This window comes from Paenibacillus sp. FSL R7-0179 (assembly GCF_038002265.1).
In the GTDB taxonomy this organism is placed as follows: domain Bacteria; phylum Bacillota; class Bacilli; order Paenibacillales; family Paenibacillaceae; genus Paenibacillus_AQ.
In genome coordinates, this window is sequence record NZ_JBBOCC010000002.1 from 61238 (window position 1) to 80896 (window position 19659).

Below are 19659 nucleotides of genomic sequence, written 5' to 3' on the forward strand. Positions count from 1 at the left end.
TTGAAGACGTTCAAAAAGGTATACATCGAGATCACAAGCGTCTGCAACCTGGCCTGCAGCTTCTGTCCGCCCACGGAGCGGCAGAAGAATTTCATGAAGCTTGAGACGTTTGTTACCATTCTTGATGAGATCAAACCGTACAGCAATCATATCTATCTGCATGTCAAAGGCGAACCGCTGCTGCATCCGAAGCTGGGCGAGCTGCTGGATGCCGCGCATGCCAAGGGCTTCAAGGTCAATATTACGACCAACGGTACTTTGATCCGTAAGGCAGGGCCGAAGCTGCTTGGCAAGCCGGCGCTGCGGCAGATGAACTTCTCGCTGCACAGCTTCGACGGCCATGCAGGCTCGGAGAACCGCGAAGGTTATCTCACAGAGATCATCCAGTTCGTCCGGGAGATCTCAGCTCAGGGCGTTATTGTCTCGTTCCGGCTCTGGAATCTGACGGAGGACAACCGGACGAATCTGGAGAAGGAACGCAACCGGGAGACGCTGGCCCTGCTGGAGGAGGCTTTTGGCCTCGACTATAGGATTGAGGAGAAAGTGGTTCCCGGAAGCGGCGTGAAGATTGCCCCGCGCGTGTACCTGAACCAGGACCACGAGTTCAGATGGCCGGCGCTGCATGAGCCGGAGGATGACGGAAAGGGCTTCTGCCATGCGCTGCGCAGCCAGGCTGCGGTCCTGGTAGACGGCACTGTTGTGCCGTGCTGTCTGGATGGCGAAGGGGTGATCAACCTTGGCAATATTCATGAGCAGCCGTTCTCCGAGATTGTCGAGGGGGAACGGGCGAATAATCTGTTCTACGGCTTCTCGCGGCGGGAAGCTGTTGAGGAGCTGTGCCGCAAATGCGGCTACCGGCAGCGCTTCGGGACCTAGCCGGAGCGCCAGGCCGGAGTGGATGCTGGTAATGGTGCATACCGGCTAAGCAGCAGGGTGATGCTAGAGGAAAGATAGAAATATTTATAAGGCCGGATCATACGAAAAGAGGGAATAGATGCCTACTATACTTGTTGCAGACGACGATGCGAATATCCGCGAGCTTGTCTGCCTATTTCTGCGCAATGACGGATTCGATACCGCTGAAGCGGCAGACGGCCAAGAGGCGCTCTCGGTCTATGCCAGAACGCATGTGGATCTGGTCATCCTGGATATTATGATGCCGGTGATGGACGGCTGGGCGCTATGCAAGGAGCTCCGCAGAGCGGACCCGGAGCTGCCGCTGTTAATGCTGACGGCAAAGGGGGAGACCTGGGAGAAGGTGAAGGGCTTCGAGCTGGGAACCGATGATTATCTGACCAAGCCCTTCGATCCGCTGGAGCTGACAGTCCGCGTCAGAGCCTTGCTGAAACGCTCGGGAATCGGCAAGTCGCATACGATCCGTATCGGAGAGGTAACGCTGGACCGGCAGACCTACAAGGTAATGAACGGTACAGAAGCGCTGTCCCTGCCGCTGAAGGAGTTCGAGCTGCTGTACAAGCTGGCCGGAACACCGGGACAGGTCTATACCCGCGAGCAGCTGATCGACCAGATCTGGGGGATCGATTACGCCGGGGATGACCGGACGATAGATGTACATATCAAGCGTCTGCGTGAACGGTTTGCGGCTTCGCCGGATTTTCGGATCGAGACTGTCCGCGGTCTGGGCTACCGGCTTGAGGTTACTGAATGATCAAATCTCTCTATACCCGGGTGGTCCTGATCTTCCTGGTCTCCGTGATCGGGGGGACAGTGATCTCCTTCAATCTGGCGATTTGGATATATAAAGACGAATTGAATGAGAATCTGCAGGTTCAATTGCAGCGCTTCGCACAAGATGTCGTACAGATCTATGACACCTTCCCGCTGACGGAAGCCGACAAGTTCGTAAGCAGCATGAAGCAGCTTGAGACCTACCATGTGCGGATTTATGATGCGAACGGCGGGGTGCAATCTTACGGCGGGCCAGAAGGACTGAAGCTGGAGACTGTGACTGAAGCGCAGGTGCAGCAGGTGCTGGCAGGCGGGATCGTGCAGGTCAATCCGACAGGCATCTCCGTCAGCCTGCTGGGAGTGCAATTAACTACGGATACGGGAAAAAAAGCATTGTTCGTAGAGCCTGTCGGTCCCCCGTCTGCCGACTTTGTGCTGAAATGGCTGGTGAATTTCGTGGTGTATTCGCTGGTCTCCGGGAGTCTAATAATCCTGGTAGCGGCCATGTTCCTGGTCCGGCCGATCAAGAAGCTGACCAACGCGACACGCAAGATCGCAGCCGGGGACTTCAACGTGAAGCTGAATATCAAGCAGAAGGGAGAGCTGGGTGCCCTCGCGCGCAGCTTCGAGGAGATGACACATGATCTGCAGCAGCTGGAGCAGATGCGCCGTGACTTCGTGTCGAATGTATCCCATGAGGTGCAGTCGCCGCTGACCTCCATCTCCGGCTATGCCCTGGCGCTGAAGCAGATGAACATCCCTGAGAGCGAGCGTAACCGCTATCTCGATATCATCATCGGGGAGGCCGAGCGGATGTCCAAGATGAGCGATAGCCTGCTCAAGCTGAGTCTGCTTGAATCGCAGTCCCAGCAGCTCCGGTTCACCACCTTCAGCCTGGATGAACAGCTCCGGCGCGTAATTGTTGCCCTTCAGCCGCAATGGTCCGCCCGCCGCATCAACTTCGATCTGGAGCTGACGGCTGCCACGCTGACGGCGGATTACGATCTGTTGAACCAGGTATGGACGAACCTGCTGGGCAACAGCATCAAGTTCTCCGGGGATGGGGGAGTAATAACTGTCCATACGAAGCAAGATAATAAAAGTGTGACCGTTCGCGTATCCGATACCGGCATCGGGATCGCCCCCGAGGACCAGAAGCGGATCTTCGAACGCTTCTTCAAGGCGGACCGCTCCCACAGCAACAAGTATAACGGCAGCGGGATGGGACTGGCGATCGTGAAGCAGATCGTGCTGCTTCACCAAGGAGATATCCGGGTTGAGAGTGAGCTTGGCGCAGGCACAAGCTTCATCGTGACCCTGCCGCTGAATACACCGGCAGAATAGATTATTGAACCAATTCATCCTCCGTTCATATTACCGTCACGAGGAGTACATTTTCATTATATATACTATCCTTAGCTCTTCAACAAGGCAGCACATTCCATTTATAAGGACAGGTGATTGTATAATGAAAAAAGGACTCAGAATCCTGCTTAAGTCTATTGCGGCATTGCTGATTGTGATTGTATTGTTTTTTGCCGTAGTATTTGTGGTCAATATCATCAGCAGCAAATCGGAGCTGAAGAAGATCGATCAGTATGGACAGCTTGTGCCAGTCGATGGCAAGAAGATGAATGTACTCATCCAGGGATCGGGTGAGGAGACCGTGGTGCTGCTGACGGGGTATGGTACTGGGGCACCGGCACTTGATTTCAAACCGCTGGTAGACGAGCTGTCCCCTAACTACAAAGTAGTCGTGGTGGAGCCGTTCGGCTATGGCTTAAGTGACCGGACAGATAAGGAACGGACCTCGGACAATATCGTCAGTGAGATTCATGAAGCGCTGCAGCAGCTTGGAATCAAGCGATACACGCTCATGGGGCATTCCATCGCCGGAATCTACGGGCTGGACTATGTGAACAAGTATAAGGATGAAGTGCAGGCTTTTGTAGGAATCGACACCAGTGTGCCCAATCAAGGGGGCTTGGACGATGAAATGCCGATCGGTACGCTTAAGTTCCTCGAGAAATCCGGTATCGTAAGATTGTTCCAAAAGATAGGCGGAGACCCTTATGCCGGGCTTTCGTTCGACGAACACACCAAGCAGCAGATGATTATGATCGCCAGAAAGAACTCAAACAATGACACTGTCGTGAATGAGAGCAAGCATTTCAAGGAGAATTTCATTGCAGCTCAAGCGCTTACCTTCCCCAAAGATCTTCCGCTGCTGCTTTTCGTACAGTCGAATAATACCGATGTTGAGGGCTGGATGCAGCTGCATGAAGAACAGGTGAAGGATTCCGTGTACGGTAAGCTGGTGCCGCTCGAAGGCGGTCATTATCTGCACCATACGCTGTCCAAAGAGATTGCCAAGGATTACAGAGAATTCATGGCAGGCGTGAAATGAGGGGGATCTGATTCCCGGCCAACTATCTGATACAATTGAATAAGAGCTTACGCCGCCGCAGGCTTCTACCCAGAAGCTTGCGGTTTGTTCGATTCGGCAGAGCTTCTGATTCAAACCTGAAGCACATGGGCTATTGTATATAGATTGCTATTACATAGGGAGGCATGCAAATGCTGAAATCATTACGGGCTATAGAGGCATATCGTGAAGGAAGGTGGCCTGCCGGAGAAGGCCATATATGGCTGGAGTATATCGTGCAGGCAGAGCAAACAATTGTGAATCTGGAGCGGGTGGAGTCGCTGCAATCGCTTGCGCAGCAGAATCCGGTACTGGATTATGTCGAGCGGAGTCTGCGGGTGCTGGACAGCCTGCCGCTGTCTTATTGGATCAAGGAGCTGGCCGAGGAGACGCTGATCTGGTCCGAGACGGCCAAGGGCGGGACTCTCCGTCAGCGGCGGAGCTGGCAGGAAGAGGGCATAAATATCTTCGTTCATAACATCGGCTCCGCGGAGTTGTACCGCCGGTATGCGGAAGGGTTGAAGCAGGACGAGGCAGGCTCTGCGGAGAAGAGACGGGTGATACATACGCTGATTGAGACTCATGGGCTGATTGGGCAGCAAATCCGCGGCGAGGTTCCGCCTTCCGTCAATCTTCCATTATCCGCGCTGGTGGAGCATGGACTGTTGACCGCAGAGGAGCTGGAGCGGCTGCTATTCGCGCTGAATCACTGCATCATTGCTGCCGTGTCCCCGGAGCTGTGGCAGGAGGTCCGCCTGCAGGTCATGGAGCTGATTGCTGTAATTGCTTCAGGGAATCTGCAGCCTGAGGTCCCGATGAAGGAGCGTCTGCGGAGAATGCGCGCCGGGTCCATTGCCCAAGGCGACGATTATGAGTCAGAGTGGGACGGGCTGGTGCAGAAGGGCTTCCTCCCTGCTAAGCTGGAGCCGCTGCAGCCTGCCACCTTCTGGTATGTGGAATCGGCACTCCAGACCTTCTCGCTGGAGCAGTTCCTGAAGGTCATGAGTCTGGTAGCCCGCAGCGGCCCGCTGCAGCTAAGCCATCTGAGCCATCTGAGCTTCGAGGCGGTCATGAACAGTATTCATTATGACTATAAGGGCAGCAAGAAGATCAATGTCTATAAGAAACGGATTATCGAGAAGTATCTCTCGGAGCTGGGCTGGGAGGAGATCTACAGCGGCGTGAAGCCTACCAGCAGCAACCCGCATCTAACGCATCGGCTGCGGGGCAAGGAGCATCTGCCGGATACGCTATTCTTCCAGTTCGAGTTCTCGGCGGCGGCGGAGAAGCTGATTGAGTTCTGTATGGAGGCCGAGAAGTCGGCGCTGTATGAGCGGGCGGTCCTGCTGCTGTTCGACCTGTTCGATCTGCGGCGGGACGCCTTCGACCGCTTCCACAACGAGGACACGTATTTAAGCCAGATGAATGATACGGCTGATTATAAGGCAGTGATTCTGGACTACGTTACCGGACGGAAGGTGCTGGACATCGGCCCCGGCGGCGGGGTGCTGCTTGATCTGATTGAGGAGCGGATGCCGGAGGCCGTGCCTGTGGGGATTGATATCTCAAGCAATGTGATTGAAGCGCTGCGGCAGCGCAAGCAGCGGGAGGACCGCCGCTGGGAGGTGCTCCAGGGCGATGCCCTGAACCTGAAGGATTACGTGGAACCGGGCACGGTGGACACGGTGATTTTCTCATCGATTCTGCATGAGCTGTATTCTTATGTGCCGCTGGACGGCCGGAAGTTCAATCACGGCACGGTGGCGGCAGCGCTGACCAGTGCCTTCGATGTACTGGCAGATGGCGGGACGATTATTATCCGCGACGGTATTATGAGCGAGCCGGAAGAGCAGCAGCGCCGGGTACGGTTTCTGGAGGCGGACGGCATGGCGTGGCTGGAGCGGTACGCGAAGGATTTTGCCGGACGGACAATCCGTTATGAACAGCTTGGCGAACAGGAGGTTCTGATGCCGGTGAATGATGCGATGGAATTCCTCTATACTTACACCTGGGGCGAGGAAGCCTACATCCATGAGGTGCAGGAGCAGTTCGGCTACTTCACCCCGTCGCAGTACAGAGCGTTCATTGAGCAGACGCTGGGGGACCGGGCCAAGATAGAGGTCTTCCGCCATTACTTGCAGGAGGGGTACACGGAGGCGCTGGAGAGCAGAGTTGAGATCATGGATGAGAGCGGAGCGCAGGTAGGCTTGCCGGAAAGCACCTGCTTCATCGTGATCCGTAAGGAGGCAGGCTGAAGTGAACAATGCGAAGCTCAGCGTGCTTGTAGTAGAAGACGATGCTGATATTAACCGCCTGCTATGCCGTATGCTGACGGGGGAAGGCCTGACGGCTGTGCCTGCCTTCTCAGGGAGCGAAGCCTCCCTTAGAATGTCGCTGGAAGACTACCAATTGATCCTGATGGATCTGATGCTGCCGGGAATGACAGGCGAATCGCTGATTGCACAGATCCGTGAGCAGTCTACAGTACCCATTATTGTGATCTCCGCCAAAAGCACGCTTGAGGACAAGGTGAGTCTGCTGCGTCTGGGAGCGGACGACTACATCACCAAGCCCTTTGACCAGGAAGAGGTGATGGCCAGAGTGTACGCGCAGCTCCGCCGGCTGCAATATGCACCTGCCGCAGGTCCTGAAGGCGAGATATTCAAGGTGCGCGGGCTGGTCATGGACAAGCAGCGGCGGGAGGTTACGCTGGATGGCCAGGTGCTGACTCTAACCAAATACGAATTTGAGCTGCTGGCGGTGCTTCTGTCGAGGCCTGAGCACATTTTCTCCAAAAGCGAGCTGTACCGCCAAATCTGGCAGGGAACTTACCTTGGGGACGATAATACCATTAACGTACATATCAGCAATCTGCGGGCCAAATTTGCCGCCATCACCGAAGAGGAGTATATCCGCACGATTTGGGGCATCGGGTTCAAGCTGGTGTAAGAGGAGGTCTTTATACTTTCTTAAGACTTTGCTTAAAGCTTATTAAGAGTGTTCTTTATACAATGAAATTATCAAACGGCAAGGGAGTCTTAACGATGATGCATTGTATATTGGAGATTAAGGCGCTTAATAAAACCTATCAGGAAGCTTACGCGCTCCGGGATATTAACCTGCAGATTGAGTCGGGGGATATCGTTGCACTGATCGGTAAAAATGGCGCAGGCAAAACCACGCTGTTCAAATGTATCACAGAGCAGGTGTTTCCGTCGGCTGGCACGATTGCACTCTACGGACACCAGGATGACGCCGGTCTGCGGAAGGGGCGCCGGAGAATTGGTGCGATGATTGAAGAGCCGGCTTTTTTCCCGGATTTCACTGCCAGGCAGAACCTGGAATATTTCCGCCAGCAGAGGGGGCTGGCCGGTAAGGAGTGCATTGAGCAGGCGCTCAAGGATGTCAATCTGCTTCATGCCGCGAACAAGAAATTCAAAGCCTTCTCCCTTGGCATGAAGCAGCGGCTGGGACTCGCGCTTGCGCTGATGACCCGCCCCGAGCTGCTGATTCTGGATGAACCAACCAATGGCCTTGATCCGGAGGGGAAGGCGGAGATCCGCCAGCTCCTGCAGACCCTGAATGACGAGAAGAAGGTCACAATTCTCATCTCCAGCCACGTATTGTCTGAGCTGCAGAGTGTGGCTACCCGTTATATTTTCATGGACCAGGGGCGGATTGTGGAGCAGTTGACGGCAGAAGAGCTGCTGCACAAAACCCGGAAAGGTGTCGAGATCGTGGTGGATGACAGCGGCAAGGCCTCTACGGCCCTGGAAAAGCATTTCCCGGGCATCCCGTACCGGATTCTGCCGGGACACCGGATTCTGCTCTCCGGCGGTATGGATAAGACCGATCAGCTCAACCGGGTGCTTCATGCCCAGGGCGTCAGCGTGTTCTCCATTGCAGCCACTGGCGGGGATCTGGAAGAATATTACCTGGGTCTGCTGGGAGGTGAGCGCCATGCTTAATCTGATGAAAAGTGAGCAGTACCGCTGGGTCCGCACCAAGAACTATTATTATTACGGGCTGCTCTGTGCGGTGTTAATGGCCGGTGCCGCGGTGACGCTCGCTGTCTTCCATCATTCTGATCCGGGTTTCCCCTATGGAAATGAGCGCTTCTTCTACCGTAATGTGCTGGCAATGATGCCGGTGGTATTCGCCTTGCTGACTATTTTCACCGGAATCCTGATGGGCGATCACAAGCATGTACTCAAGAATACCGTTGCCTACGGCTTCAGCAGACGCTCAATCTACACCGCCAAGCTGCTGGTTACGCTGGCCGGCTTCCTGCTGTTCGCGCTTGTTCTGGTCGGGATCTCGGTCCTGCTTGGTACGAACCTGCTTTTCCGCAGCTATGAATATGCGCTTACTGAATACTGTCAGATGCTGCTAGGTATGCTGCCTGTGATGATTGCCGGCGTAACCACCTACTTCTGTCTCACCGCTGTGTTGAATAAGAATGCCCAGGTAACTACCGTGTTTCTGCTGATTTATTTTCTGCCCTACATGATTCTGGGGGCTTTCAAAGGCAAGTATGTCTGGGCGGCCTGGCTCCACAGCCATAGTCCGGCTTATTATCTGTTCAATGCCTACGATGTAGGAACCTATACGGTCTGGGAGCCGTGGATTACAGGAATGGTGTTTACGGTGTTCTTTTATGTATTGGGATTGTATCTGTTCAGGAAAGAAGAGTTCTGACAGGTGCAGATAAGGAGGGAAGACATATGTATCTTGCTATAGCCATCATTGCCGCTCTGTCTGCTGTATGTATACTCCTTGTGTATCTGCTGCAACGGCAGAGCATTATCCAAGTGCGGCGGCAACTGGCGGATGCGGAGTCGTCCTCCCAGCAGCATCTTCACGTCAAGCTGCCCCTGCCGGGCAAGGAAATCGAGCAGTTGGTAGTGGGCATTAACCGGCTGCTGGACCAGCGCCAGAAGGAGCGGGTGATCCACCGGTCGAGAGAGCACGCCGTGAAGGAAGAGATCACCAATCTGTCCCATGATCTCCGGACTCCGCTTACGTCTATGCAGGGATATGCCTCTCTGCTGAAAGATCCCCTTGTCCCCGAGGCCGAGCGGCAGCAATATATGGAGATTATCATGCATAAGATGTCAGTCATGAATAATATTGTAGAAGCGTTCTATGAATTATCCAGTATGGATTCGGGGGACTCTCCTTTGGACAGTCAGCCGATCTATCTCTACAGTCTGCTGAGCGAAGTGATCCTGGCGTTTCATCCCGACTTTGAGCAGAAGGGCATCGAGGTGCAGCTTCATCTGGATGAGAACGTCAAGGCAATTCCCCTGGATGAAAAAGCCATGATCCGCATCTTCTCCAATGTGCTGCAGAATGTGCTGCGTTACGGCAAGAATGGCTTGACCATTTCGCTGTATACGGAAGAGCACCGGGTTAGGATTGTGTTCGCCAATGAAACGGAGTACATCCGCAGGGCAGATCTGCCCAGGCTGTTCGAACGGACCTACACCAGTGACCCTTCGCGGTCAAGCGGCCAGCTCGGCCTGGGCCTCGCCATTGTGAAGCAGCTGGTAGAGAGGCAGGGAGGCAGCCTTGAGGCTGCGCTGGACGGCGGACAATTCCGGCTGTCCTTTGCCTTCCCGGAGGATTGTCCCATACCAAAGAAATCGCTCCTTTGAAAGGGCTGGGCGGCAGCCCAATCTTCCGAAGGAACGATTTCTTTTTTTGCTTCATTCAAAGCTTATTTTAGCGTGATGATCAGCTCGCTGATTTTGCCGCCGTGTACCTTGAATTCATGGGTGAACTGCTGCGGGGCGGGAACGCGGTTCTTGTTGAACTCCCCCTCCATTTCGGCTGTCACTGCAATGCGGCCCTGAACTTCTTCAATTTCCATAATAGTAAAGCGGACCTTGGCAGAGAATAGTTCGGATTCTCCCCAAGCTGCAATGGCTTCTGTGCCTTCGGCCGACTTCCCGTTATCCTTCACGGTAGCGCCGGGAGCGAACAATTCGATCAGAGCGTCGGGCTGGTATTGGTTCACTGCATTGTAGAAGTCCTGTACCTCAATTGGCAAGGTAACATGTTGATTCATGAATATCTGCCTCCTGTAAGTAGATTAGTGGGGAACGGCATGTCCACCCGAATGGGCCACTAAGCCACCGCTGAAGCGGCAGTGCCGTGGTCATCCATACCCTAACTTAAACGTATCCGGGCAACCGTAAGCAGGAAAAAGAAAGGTAGCGGGGTTCAGCCTACGGATAAAGCTGATTCTGCCCGGCGAAGGGACTGGCGTCCTTGCGGAATTCTGAGGGCGAGCAGTTCATGACTTTGCGGAACACTTTGATGAAGTAGCTGACGTTGTCGAAGCCGACATCCATGGCAATATCTGAGATTTTGCGGTCCCCCTGCTTCAGCAGGGCTGCGGCCTGGCGGACCCGGTAGGAGTTGATGTAATCGACGGGCGTCTTGCGGGTCATGCTTTTGAAAAACCGGCAGAATTGCCCCTCGCTCATCGGAATCAGCCCCGACAGGTCCCGGGTGCGGATCGGCTCCTGGTAGTTGTCCTGGATATAGACAATGATCTTCTTCAGCCGGTCTGCCTTCGTGTTATCCGCTCCCTCCGAGGGGCTGTGGTTCACCGAACGTCCCGGCGGCGCAATCTGTGAGAGCATAATTAGCAGGGTTCCCTTCATAAAAGCTTCGAATCCGGGCCTTTGTTGAGCATACGCGTTCATCATGCGGTTCAGATGCAGCAGCAGCTCCGCCTGCCAGGGAACAGAAGGGGTGAGGTGACGCGGAAAGCTCTGGCGTTTCTCCTGAAGCGGCAGAATGACGCTCTGCTGGATGGTATCATATTGCGCGCTGGCCAGCAGGTCGGGGTGGAAGACAAGGGCGCAGAAGCGGCAGGGGGTCTCCGTAAGCGCGTGAGCGGCGTGGATATCGCCGGATTCAATGAACACAGCCTCACCGGGACGAAGCGTGAAATAGTCGCTGTCCACCTGAAACAGAATCTCGCCTTCCAGCAGCAGGAAGAACTCGGCTTCCTCATGCCAGTGGGTGTCCAGGACATGCGCTCCGGCGGGAAGGTCGATCCAGTAGGCAGCCAGGGGGAACATGACATCCCCGTGTTCGCGGTCTTCTTTGAGCAAGCGCTGCGAGGTGCGGTCCATTAGGGGCCTCCTTGTAAGATGACGTCAGAATAGTGTTATAAATAAGCTATATATTATTAGTTTTGAGATTTTATTATCGGTATAATGCAACTATATACACCAAATCGAAGGGTGGCAAGTGCACATATGAAATTTACAGACGGCTTATGGCTGGTTCGTGACGGCATTACAATCAATGGTGCAGTGCAGAACTATGTAGTAGAGAAAACGGAGGAAGGCCTGACCGCCATCACGCAGACGACCCCCATCACGGGACGTTCGGCGACACTCAACTCGACGCTGCTGACGGTGAAATTCCATTCCCCGCTTCCGGGTGTGGTAGGCGTCAAAATTATTCATAACGACGGCGTGATTCCGCGCGGACCTTCGTTCGAGCTGACGGAGGGAACGGGCGATCATGTTCAGGTGGAAGAGAGTGAAGAGCAGACGGTGCTGATCAGCGGCGGACTCCGCGTGGTCATCAACAAGGGGACTCACTGGTCTGTGGACTTCTACCGCGGCGACGAGCGCATTACCGGCAGCGGTTACAAATCGATGGCCTATATCACGGATCAGGACGGCAACACCTTCATGCGTGAGGAGCTGGACTTAGGCGTCGGTGAATTCGTGTATGGTCTGGGCGAGCGCTTTACGGCTTTTGTCAAAAACGGCCAGGTGGTCGATCTGTGGAACAAAGACGGCGGTACAAGCTCCGAGCAGGCGTACAAGAACGTTCCGTTCTATGTGACGAGCAAGGGCTACGGCGTCTTCGTGAACCAGCCGGAGCTGGTGTCGTATGAGATTGCGTCTGAGAAGGTGAAGAAGGCCCAGTTCAGCGTAGCGGGCGAGAGCCTGGAATACTTCGTGATTGAAGGGCCGACGATTAAAGAGGTCATTACTAAATACACCTCCCTGACCGGCAAGCCTGCGCTGCCACCAGCCTGGACCTTCGGCCTGTGGCTGACGACTTCGTTCACTACAGATTACGATGAAGCTACGGTGAACTCCTTCGTGGAAGGGATGGCAGAGCGCGATCTGCCGCTGCATGTGTTCCACTTCGACTGCTTCTGGATGCGCGAGTATCAATGGACGGATTTCCAGTGGGATTCCCGTGTGTTTCCGGACCCGGTGGGGATGCTGAAGCGCCTGCACGACAAGGGACTGAAGATTTGCGTCTGGATCAACTCTTATATCGGACAGCGCTCCCCGCTGTTTGAAGAAGGCCGCAAGAACGGTTACCTGCTCAAAAAAGCCAACGGCGACGTCTACCAGACCGACCTCTGGCAAGCGGGCATGGGCCTGGTCGACTTCACGAACCCTGCGGCTTGTGAATGGTATGCCGGTTACCTGCGTGACCTGGTGGACATGGGCGTAGACAGCTTCAAGACGGACTTCGGCGAACGGATTCCGACCGATGTAGTATACTTTGACGGCTCCGACCCTTACAAGATGCATAACTATTACACCCAGTTATATAACAAGGTAGTGTTCGAGGTATTGGAAGAGAAGCTCGGCAAAAATGAAGCTGCCGTCTTCGCACGCTCCGCCACCGCCGGCGGGCAGCAGTTCCCGGTTCACTGGGGCGGCGATTGCTACGCTGACTATGAATCGATGGCAGAGAGCCTGCGTGGCGGCCTGTCGCTCGGATTGTCCGGCTTCGGCTTCTGGAGCCATGACATCGGCGGATTCGAGAACACCGCTCCGGCGCATGTGTTCAAGCGCTGGCTGGCCTTCGGCCTGCTCTCCAGCCACAGCCGCCTGCACGGCAGCACCTCGTACCGTGTGCCTTGGGCGTACGACGACGAAGCTGTTGACGTTACCCGCTTCTTCACCAAGCTCAAGTGCAGCCTGATGCCGTACCTGTATGATGTCGCCGGACAGGCGCATGAGCAGGGCTGGGCTTCAATGCGTGCGATGGTGATGGAGTTCCCGGAAGATCCGACCTGTGAGGTGCTGGACCGCCAGTACATGCTGGGCGATTCCCTGCTGGTCGCTCCGATCTTCCAGGAGAACGGCGAAGTGAAGTACTACCTGCCGGCCGGACGCTGGACACATCTGTTGAACGGTGAGACCGTCCAGGGCGGAGCATGGCGCAAGGAGAAGCATGACTTCTTCAGCCTGCCGCTGTTCGTGCGGCCGAACACTCTGCTGGCTGTGGGCAGTGAGGACAGCCGTCCGGATTATGATTTTGCCGATGGCGTGAAGTTCGGCTTGTACTCCCTGGAGGACGGCAAGTCTGCGGCGGCGACTGTGCGCGATATCCACGGCGCTCCTGAGCTGAAGGTTGAAGCTGTACGCAGCGGCAGCACTGTAAAAGTAACTGCTGAAGGCAGCGGCAAAGCCTTCACCTTCGCGGTGAAGGACCTCGGCGCTATCGCCTCCGTGGAAGGTGCGGAGCAGGTGGATGAGACAACAGTGAGCGTGGGCGCGGGCGCGGGCGCGGGCGAGAAGTCCGTAACGTTCACGATTAAGCTGAAGTAGGACATCCGCAAGACTGAATGAACACACTCTAACACTGGCTTAGCCTTTGGCTGTGCCTTTAAGTAACCAGGCTCTCTGATGACAGGGGACATTCGTCTCCTGGGTCGGGGAGCTTTTTGGGGATTGGCGGCGTTGGGGGGATTGTTGGTCGCTATGGCGTACAATGGGCTAAATGCTGCAAGAAGTGCAACATTCCCCTCAGTAGGAGCAGGGCTATAGCGAATTGTTGTCAAAAATGCAGCATTTCAGCTTCTCAGAGCGAACAAGTGGCGAAATTGCTGCATTTTGTGCAACATTGTACTAAAATAGTGGGTTTCACAGGCATCAGTGTTGCAGATAATGCAACATAAGTCGGGCAGGAGCCGGGGCAAAGTTTGGTCAAAGGCGAGCTACAGCCGGGAGGAAGCCGGGCAGAAGTTGGGCCAGTCGGGTCGAAGTCGTGTCAAAGTTGGGTCAAGTTAGTGTCGAGTTAAGTTTCTGTACAGCACGAGCCGCCCTACCCACCACCCATCAGCCAGAGAAGCAACATCAGAATAAAGAAGGAGTCGATGACTATGAACAATAGTGAGAACAATTCAAGCGGAGTGCTGAGCCAGCCGGAGTTCACCTCGGCCACCGCGTTGTCTACAGCCGCCAACTACATTATGAACGCGCCGGAGGCGTTCATCCATACGTACCGCACCTATATCCGGCTGCGGGAGAATGGCAGGCTGACTCTGAAGTTCTGGTACAGCAACGCGGTGGATTCGACCTGGGATCTGGGCGCGGATGCCGTAGCCAGTGAACCGGGGGGCGAGTGGAGCATCGAAGCGGCATATGTCGCCGATGGCGGCGCCGCACCGGATGGCAGCATTGTGCCGGGCTCACAGGTGCCGGTTACCTTCAGCGGCGAACGGTCGCGGTGTGTGGAGCCGGGCGAGCAGTTCTGGAGCGACGAGGCGCTTCTGGAGCTGCCGGAGGGCCATATGCTGGCCTTCACCTGGACCTTGAAGACGGCTGACGCAGGCAAGTCCTTCCCCTACAATGTAGAGGGAATGCTGGTCTCCGGCTATGATGCACCGGGCCATCTGGCTGCTCAAGAGTCGGCGGCCGGATTCAGCGTATCGGATAAGCTCCAGGTGCTTCCAAGCTTCCTGGGCTACAAGAAGGACGTAACGAGGAAGCTGGTATTCCTGGGTGATTCCATCACGCAGGGCGTACGGACGGCCAAGAATCAATACACATACTGGGCGGCAAGAATTGCAGAGGGGCTGGGCACACAGTTCGGACTGTGGAACATCGGCTCCGGCTGGGGCCGGGCTTACGATGTCGCCACGGACGGTCCCTGGCTGCATAAGGCGCAGCAGGGGGATGAAGTGCTGATCGTGCTGGGCGTGAATGATCTGGATATCGGCCAGCGCTCGGCAGATGAACTGCTGGGGGACCTCGCACACATTATCTCCAGCATCAAGGAAGCACAGCCGGAGGCAGCGATAATTCTCAGTACGGTGCCACCTTTCAATTTCGAGGGGGAGCGGGAAGCCCATTGGCGCAAAGTCAATGATTGCATTCGTACGAGCCCTCCGGCCGGAGTGGACCGTGTATTCGACATGGCCATCGTGCTCTCTGTTGCGGCTCCCGCTGACCATAGAATTAAGCCGGAATACATGAGCGACGAGTTCGACCCGCATCCGAACGGTGCGGCGGGCGAGGCAGTGGCGGAGGCTTTTCTGGCGTGGTACGGTGGACGGCCATCGGTATCCTGACCGATCTGTCTTTTTCGCTATTGCGTGGGGTTAAATGTTTGTTTGTGAAGTGAGAGAGTAGTTGGATTTTGTCCACTTGCTGATGCGTGATTGCAACCTTTCGGGACAGCAATTGGAAAACCAGCACTTAAATTTGCCTGATTCCACCTTGGGCGGCGTATCTGGCGGTATTAGATGCTGTTAATCCAATTGCTTCAGTCTATTCGGCGGGAATTGAGGAAATAAGCTGCATTTATCCAATTGTTGGCCGAGGTTCAGGCGGTGAACGTTCAAGAGTTAGTTGGCCGTTGGGCGGGATTAGCGGGTAGGGGAATTGTTCATCCATGCCCGTACGATAGCGACCGTAGCACCAGGGCACCAATGTACCCAACCACCCAGGCGGGGCTCAATGCTCAGCCTGTTCCCGGTAGTCCTTGGGCGAATGGCCGGTGTGCTTTTTGAAGACCTTGCTGAAGTATTTGACGTCGTGGAAGCCGACCATTTCTGAGATCTGGGCCAGCTTGAGGCCCGGATTCTGCATCAGCAGCTTGGCCTTCTCAATGCGGACGCTGACGATGTAGTCGGAGAAGTTGATGCCGTATTCCTGCTTGAACCGGCGGGAGACATACTCGCGGCTGACCTGGAATTTGCCCGCCACCTCCTGAAGGGAGAGGTCTGACGGGTAATTCTGCTCGATGTATTTTACGATCTCCGTCATCGGGTTCCGCTCTTTCTGCTGTCTGTCCGCGAGCGCCCGGGATACCTGCTGCATGAATGCCAGGGACCAGTCGCGCCAGGCGAACAGGGAAAAGGAATAACCGCTTGGCTGCGGAGAGGGATTCTGCTGGTCTCCTTGCTCAAGCTCAGTCAGCACGTCAGCGGCCTGGCTGCCAAGCGCTTCCCGGACCAGGCGGGAACGCAGCAGCAGCGCATCGGCCTTCCAGTCGTTCAGCATTTGCGGGGTAACCACTCCCCGGCGGCTCAGCTCCTGGGTCCAGTGCTGCGCCGCTGCGGTCAGAGCTTCAGGCGTCCCGCTGATGACTGCCATCCGCCAGTCCTCCTGGACATCGGCGAAGCTCAGCGGGACTGCGGTCTCCCGCGTATCGCGCTGCCTCCCGCCGGGCATCGTGCCCGGCTCCTTGCCCGTCACTGCACCTGCGCGATTGCCCGTTACCCAACCTGCATCTATTCCCGTGCCAGACAATCCGCCTGCCGCCGAGCGCGGCCCCATGGTTGATTTCCCGCCTGCTGCTGTCCACGCATCCATACCAGATTCCACACCTGCCACCGAGCCCGGACCGATGCTTGGCTTCCCGCCGGTCCCCGCACCCATAGCAGTCTCCCCGCCTGCCGCCGAACCTGCTCCCATGCCTGTCAACCCGCCTGTCACCGTATCCGCCCCCGCAAAGTGGCAGTAATCCTCATGCCGCAATAGATTCCGCCGCAGCAGGGCTTCGGCGGCTTCGGCGCGTCCTGCCGGCAGATGTGCAGGGAAGGCACCCGGCATGCTGATTCCGAAATGCATGCGGAATTGCAGCGTCAGGAAGATGCCCTGATTCATCCGGCTAATCAGCGAAGTGACGGATTCATGCGGCTCCCAGAGCAGGATGGCAATCTCCGGAGGCCCGCCCCAATAGCGGAACGCGATGCCCGTGCCCTGCTGCTGCAGAAATTCGTTGCAGATGTTCACGATGGCATAGTAGAGCAGCTCGCTGTCGCCGCCGAAGCGCCGCAGCAGCGGATTGTTGCCGCTGTCCGTCTGCACAAGGAGCAGACGTGAAAGCTTAATGTCCGGCGGAAGGATGCCGTCATGGATCAGGCGGCGCAGCGAGGCTTCGGCATTCACCCTGTCATCGATCAATGCGGACAGCAGCTTCTCCCCGAAGATCGGCTTGATCTCGTTCAGCCGGAGGCTCTGGTGCTGGCGGTGGCTGCGTTCCGCCTCCTCGGCCCGCCAGGCGGTTACCGCCCTCGACACCGCGCTGTTAATCATATCCGGCTCAATCGGCTTCAGGATATAATCGATGCCCCCGTGGCGGACGGTCTGGCGGACGAAGTCGAAGTCATTATGCCCGCTGACCACAATGAACTTGGTGCTGCCTGCGAATTCATCCACCCAGGTCATCAGCTCCAGGCCGCTCCCGGACTCCATCATCATATCCATAATGACCAGCGCCGGCTTCTCCTGGCGGATTAGACCGATGGCCTCATTGCCGTTACCGGCCTCCAGAACCTCCTCAATCTGATGGGCCTCCCAGTCCACCAGCAGCCGGACAGCCTTCCGGACTCTTGCCTCATCATCTACAATCAGTGCCTTCATATCCGCTCACTCTCCACTATGATATCGATTTCCAGGCGGATGATTACCCCGCCTGCCTTCAGATTATCCACGGTCAGCAGGGCATTCTCCCCGCAGACCAGCCGCAGCCTGGTCAGCACATTCCCGAGGCCGATGCCCGCGCCCGGAGCATCGCGTCTGCTAGGGCTGTCCTGTCCGGCGTTCTGCAGCAGCTCCCGTTCTTCAGCCGTGCTGGACTGCTCCAGCTCCTTGCGCAGCGCCTCCAGCCGGCCTGCCGGAATGGGGAGGCCATTGTTGGAGATGCTGATCTCCATCCGCTCCGGAGTTGCCCCGGCCACGTTAATCTCCATGTATCCGTCCTGCCGGTCAAGCTGGAAGCCGTGCTTGAAGTAATTCTCCACAATCGGCTGAAGAATCATTTTGGGCATCAGCGCCTGAAGCAGCGGCTCCTCCACCTCACAGCGGAAGCTGAACTTGTTCTCGAAACGCTCCTTCTGCAGCTGGATGTACGCCTTGACATGGTCCAGCTCATTCTGGACCGTCACCACCTTCTCATCATTGTACATGCTGTAGCGCATCATTTTGGCCAGAGCCGAGAGCAGGCCGTAGATCTGCGGCACCTTCAGCTCCAGAGCCAGCGTACCGATAATCTGGAGAGTGTTGTTCAGAAAATGCGGATTGATCTGGGACTGGAGCGCCCTTAGCTCATTGGTCCGGCTCGCCAGCTCCAGCCTGTACTCCCGCAGGATCAGGTTGTTGATCGTGTCCATCATACTGCGGAAATGCTCGGTGACCACGCCGATCTCATCGTTGCCTGCCGGGCGGATCTCAATATTGAGATTCCCGGTCTGGACCTGATTCATATACCGGGTCAGCTGCTTGATCGGCGCGGTAATGCGGAAGGAGACGAGGATCGTCAGAACAATGATCGTCACCAGCAGCAGCGCCAGCAGCAGCAGGTTGATCGCGGCGGCCTCCTTGGCTTCGCGGAACAGGTAGGAGACGGGAATCTGCTTGACGAGCGTCCAGCCGAGGCCGATGCTGTCGATCTTTTGATAGATGAATACAGAGCTGTCCTGTTCAAAATAACCCTGCAGCTGCGTGCTGTCTGCAATCTGGCTGTTATACCAGGCAGCATTCAGCGGTTTGCCGAGCTGCCCGGTAGTCTGGCTGTACACCAGCCTGCCGCTGCTGTCCACCAGATAAAGCTTCTCCTGATCCTGTTCGTACAGCTGGTCTACAATCTCACTGAGGGCAGCCAGCTTCACATCAATTGACAGATAGCCTAGCGCCTGCGAGGTAGGGATCCGCTCAATTCTGCGGTGCAGCGTAAAGACCGGCTCCGGCACGAACTGTGTTAACGGCAGCCTTAGCCCGTAAGCGTTGCTCAGATGCGTACTCTGCACGCTTACCGGAGAGGTTCCGCTAAGACTGGACTGGTGGTAGGGCGCAGCAGCCAGCCAGCGCTTGGGTGTTGTATTGTCGGTAATCAGCGTAGCCTTCGTGTCTTTCACACTGTATAAGTACACCTGTGAGAGGTTTGGCAGCGAGGTGGAGATATAGCTGAGCGAGTTATAGATGGCAATATCGGAGGACAGATCATCGTACCCTGCTTCTAGCAGCCGGTAGAAATCGCCGTCAGAATACACGTTCAGCGACAGACGGTTGATCTCCTGCAGCAGACTGTCAATGTTCTTGTAGCCCTGATAGAGCAGGTTCTTGTTCTCATCAACCGCCCGGTCCCGCAGCGACTTGGTGGTGTGGGAATAGCTGACATACATCGTAGCCATAATGCAGATTAAGGTGGGCGCAAGCAGGAAGACGATCAGCTTCGTGCGGATACTGGTCCATTTCATGGGGCGGGTCACATCCAGGTCAATATTTTACACCCTAAAGATCACTTGCGTAGGTGTA

The 19659-nt window shown here is 55.9% G+C and carries 15 protein-coding genes; 11 read left to right on the top strand and 4 right to left on the bottom strand.

Annotation, left to right across the window (positions count from 1 at the left end; translation table 11 throughout):
• The 9 genes from MKX63_RS17085 (at nt 1) to MKX63_RS17125 (ending at nt 9771) form a co-directional block, all read left to right on the top strand.
• Nucleotides 1–876, top strand: coding sequence for a radical SAM/SPASM domain-containing protein (locus MKX63_RS17085; protein WP_341018770.1), 876 nt, complete (start codon nt 1–3; stop codon nt 874–876).
• A gap of 118 nt (nt 877–994) precedes the next feature.
• Complete coding sequence (locus MKX63_RS17090) at nt 995–1669, top strand: response regulator transcription factor (RefSeq protein ID WP_341018771.1); 675 nt, start codon at nt 995–997, stop codon at nt 1667–1669.
• On the top strand, nt 1666–3033 hold the full coding sequence (locus tag MKX63_RS17095) for a sensor histidine kinase (RefSeq protein ID WP_341018772.1): 1368 nt from the start codon (nt 1666–1668) through the stop codon (nt 3031–3033). The genes MKX63_RS17090 and MKX63_RS17095 overlap by 4 nt, the downstream gene beginning before the upstream one ends.
• A 124-nt stretch (nt 3034–3157) precedes the next feature.
• A complete protein-coding gene (locus MKX63_RS17100; RefSeq protein ID WP_341018775.1) occupies nt 3158–4096 on the top strand; it encodes an alpha/beta hydrolase in 939 nt (312 codons plus the stop codon).
• A 170-nt stretch (nt 4097–4266) separates the two neighbouring features.
• Nucleotides 4267–6369, top strand: coding sequence for a class I SAM-dependent methyltransferase (locus tag MKX63_RS17105; RefSeq protein ID WP_341018777.1), 2103 nt, complete (start codon nt 4267–4269; stop codon nt 6367–6369).
• A gap of 1 nt (nt 6370) precedes the next feature.
• Complete coding sequence (locus tag MKX63_RS17110; RefSeq protein WP_341018778.1) at nt 6371–7063, top strand: response regulator transcription factor; 693 nt, start codon at nt 6371–6373, stop codon at nt 7061–7063.
• A 62-nt stretch (nt 7064–7125) separates the two neighbouring features.
• On the top strand, nt 7126–8082 hold the full coding sequence (locus tag MKX63_RS17115) for an ABC transporter ATP-binding protein (RefSeq protein WP_341018780.1): 957 nt from the start codon (nt 7126–7128) through the stop codon (nt 8080–8082).
• On the top strand, nt 8075–8812 hold the full coding sequence (locus MKX63_RS17120; protein ID WP_341018783.1) for an ABC transporter permease: 738 nt from the start codon (nt 8075–8077) through the stop codon (nt 8810–8812). Before MKX63_RS17115 ends, MKX63_RS17120 begins: the two co-directional genes overlap by 8 nt.
• Before the next feature lie 26 nt (nt 8813–8838).
• The gene (locus MKX63_RS17125; protein ID WP_341018784.1) at nt 8839–9771 is read left to right on the top strand and encodes a sensor histidine kinase; all 933 of its coding nucleotides are present in this window, start codon (nt 8839–8841) and stop codon (nt 9769–9771) included.
• Nucleotides 9772–9833: 62 nt separating this feature from the next.
• On the opposite strand, the gene MKX63_RS17130 is transcribed toward MKX63_RS17125, so the two are convergent.
• Nucleotides 9834–10184 carry a nuclear transport factor 2 family protein gene (locus MKX63_RS17130; RefSeq protein WP_341018786.1) on the bottom strand — a complete coding sequence of 117 codons (351 nt, stop codon included), beginning with the start codon at nt 10182–10184 and terminating at the stop codon, nt 9834–9836.
• 160 nt (nt 10185–10344) lie between these two features.
• Complete coding sequence (locus tag MKX63_RS17135) at nt 10345–11262, bottom strand: helix-turn-helix transcriptional regulator (RefSeq protein WP_341018788.1); 918 nt, start codon at nt 11260–11262, stop codon at nt 10345–10347.
• A gap of 126 nt (nt 11263–11388) precedes the next feature.
• Between MKX63_RS17135 and yicI the strand changes: the two genes are divergently transcribed.
• Nucleotides 11389–13722 carry an alpha-xylosidase gene (gene yicI / locus MKX63_RS17140; RefSeq protein ID WP_341018790.1) on the top strand — a complete coding sequence of 778 codons (2334 nt, stop codon included), beginning with the start codon at nt 11389–11391 and terminating at the stop codon, nt 13720–13722.
• A 554-nt stretch (nt 13723–14276) separates the two neighbouring features.
• Nucleotides 14277–15467, top strand: a complete 1191-nt coding sequence (locus MKX63_RS17145) for an SGNH/GDSL hydrolase family protein (RefSeq protein ID WP_341018792.1) — start codon at nt 14277–14279, stop codon at nt 15465–15467.
• A 385-nt stretch (nt 15468–15852) separates the two neighbouring features.
• On the opposite strand, the gene MKX63_RS17150 is transcribed toward MKX63_RS17145, so the two are convergent.
• Entirely contained in the window at nt 15853–17766 is a 1914-nt protein-coding gene (locus MKX63_RS17150) for a response regulator transcription factor (protein ID WP_341018794.1), read from the bottom strand.
• Nucleotides 17763–19601, bottom strand: coding sequence for a cache domain-containing sensor histidine kinase (locus tag MKX63_RS17155; protein ID WP_341018796.1), 1839 nt, complete (start codon nt 19599–19601; stop codon nt 17763–17765). The genes MKX63_RS17150 and MKX63_RS17155 overlap by 4 nt, the downstream gene beginning before the upstream one ends.
• Between the last annotated feature and the right edge of the window lie 58 nt (nt 19602–19659).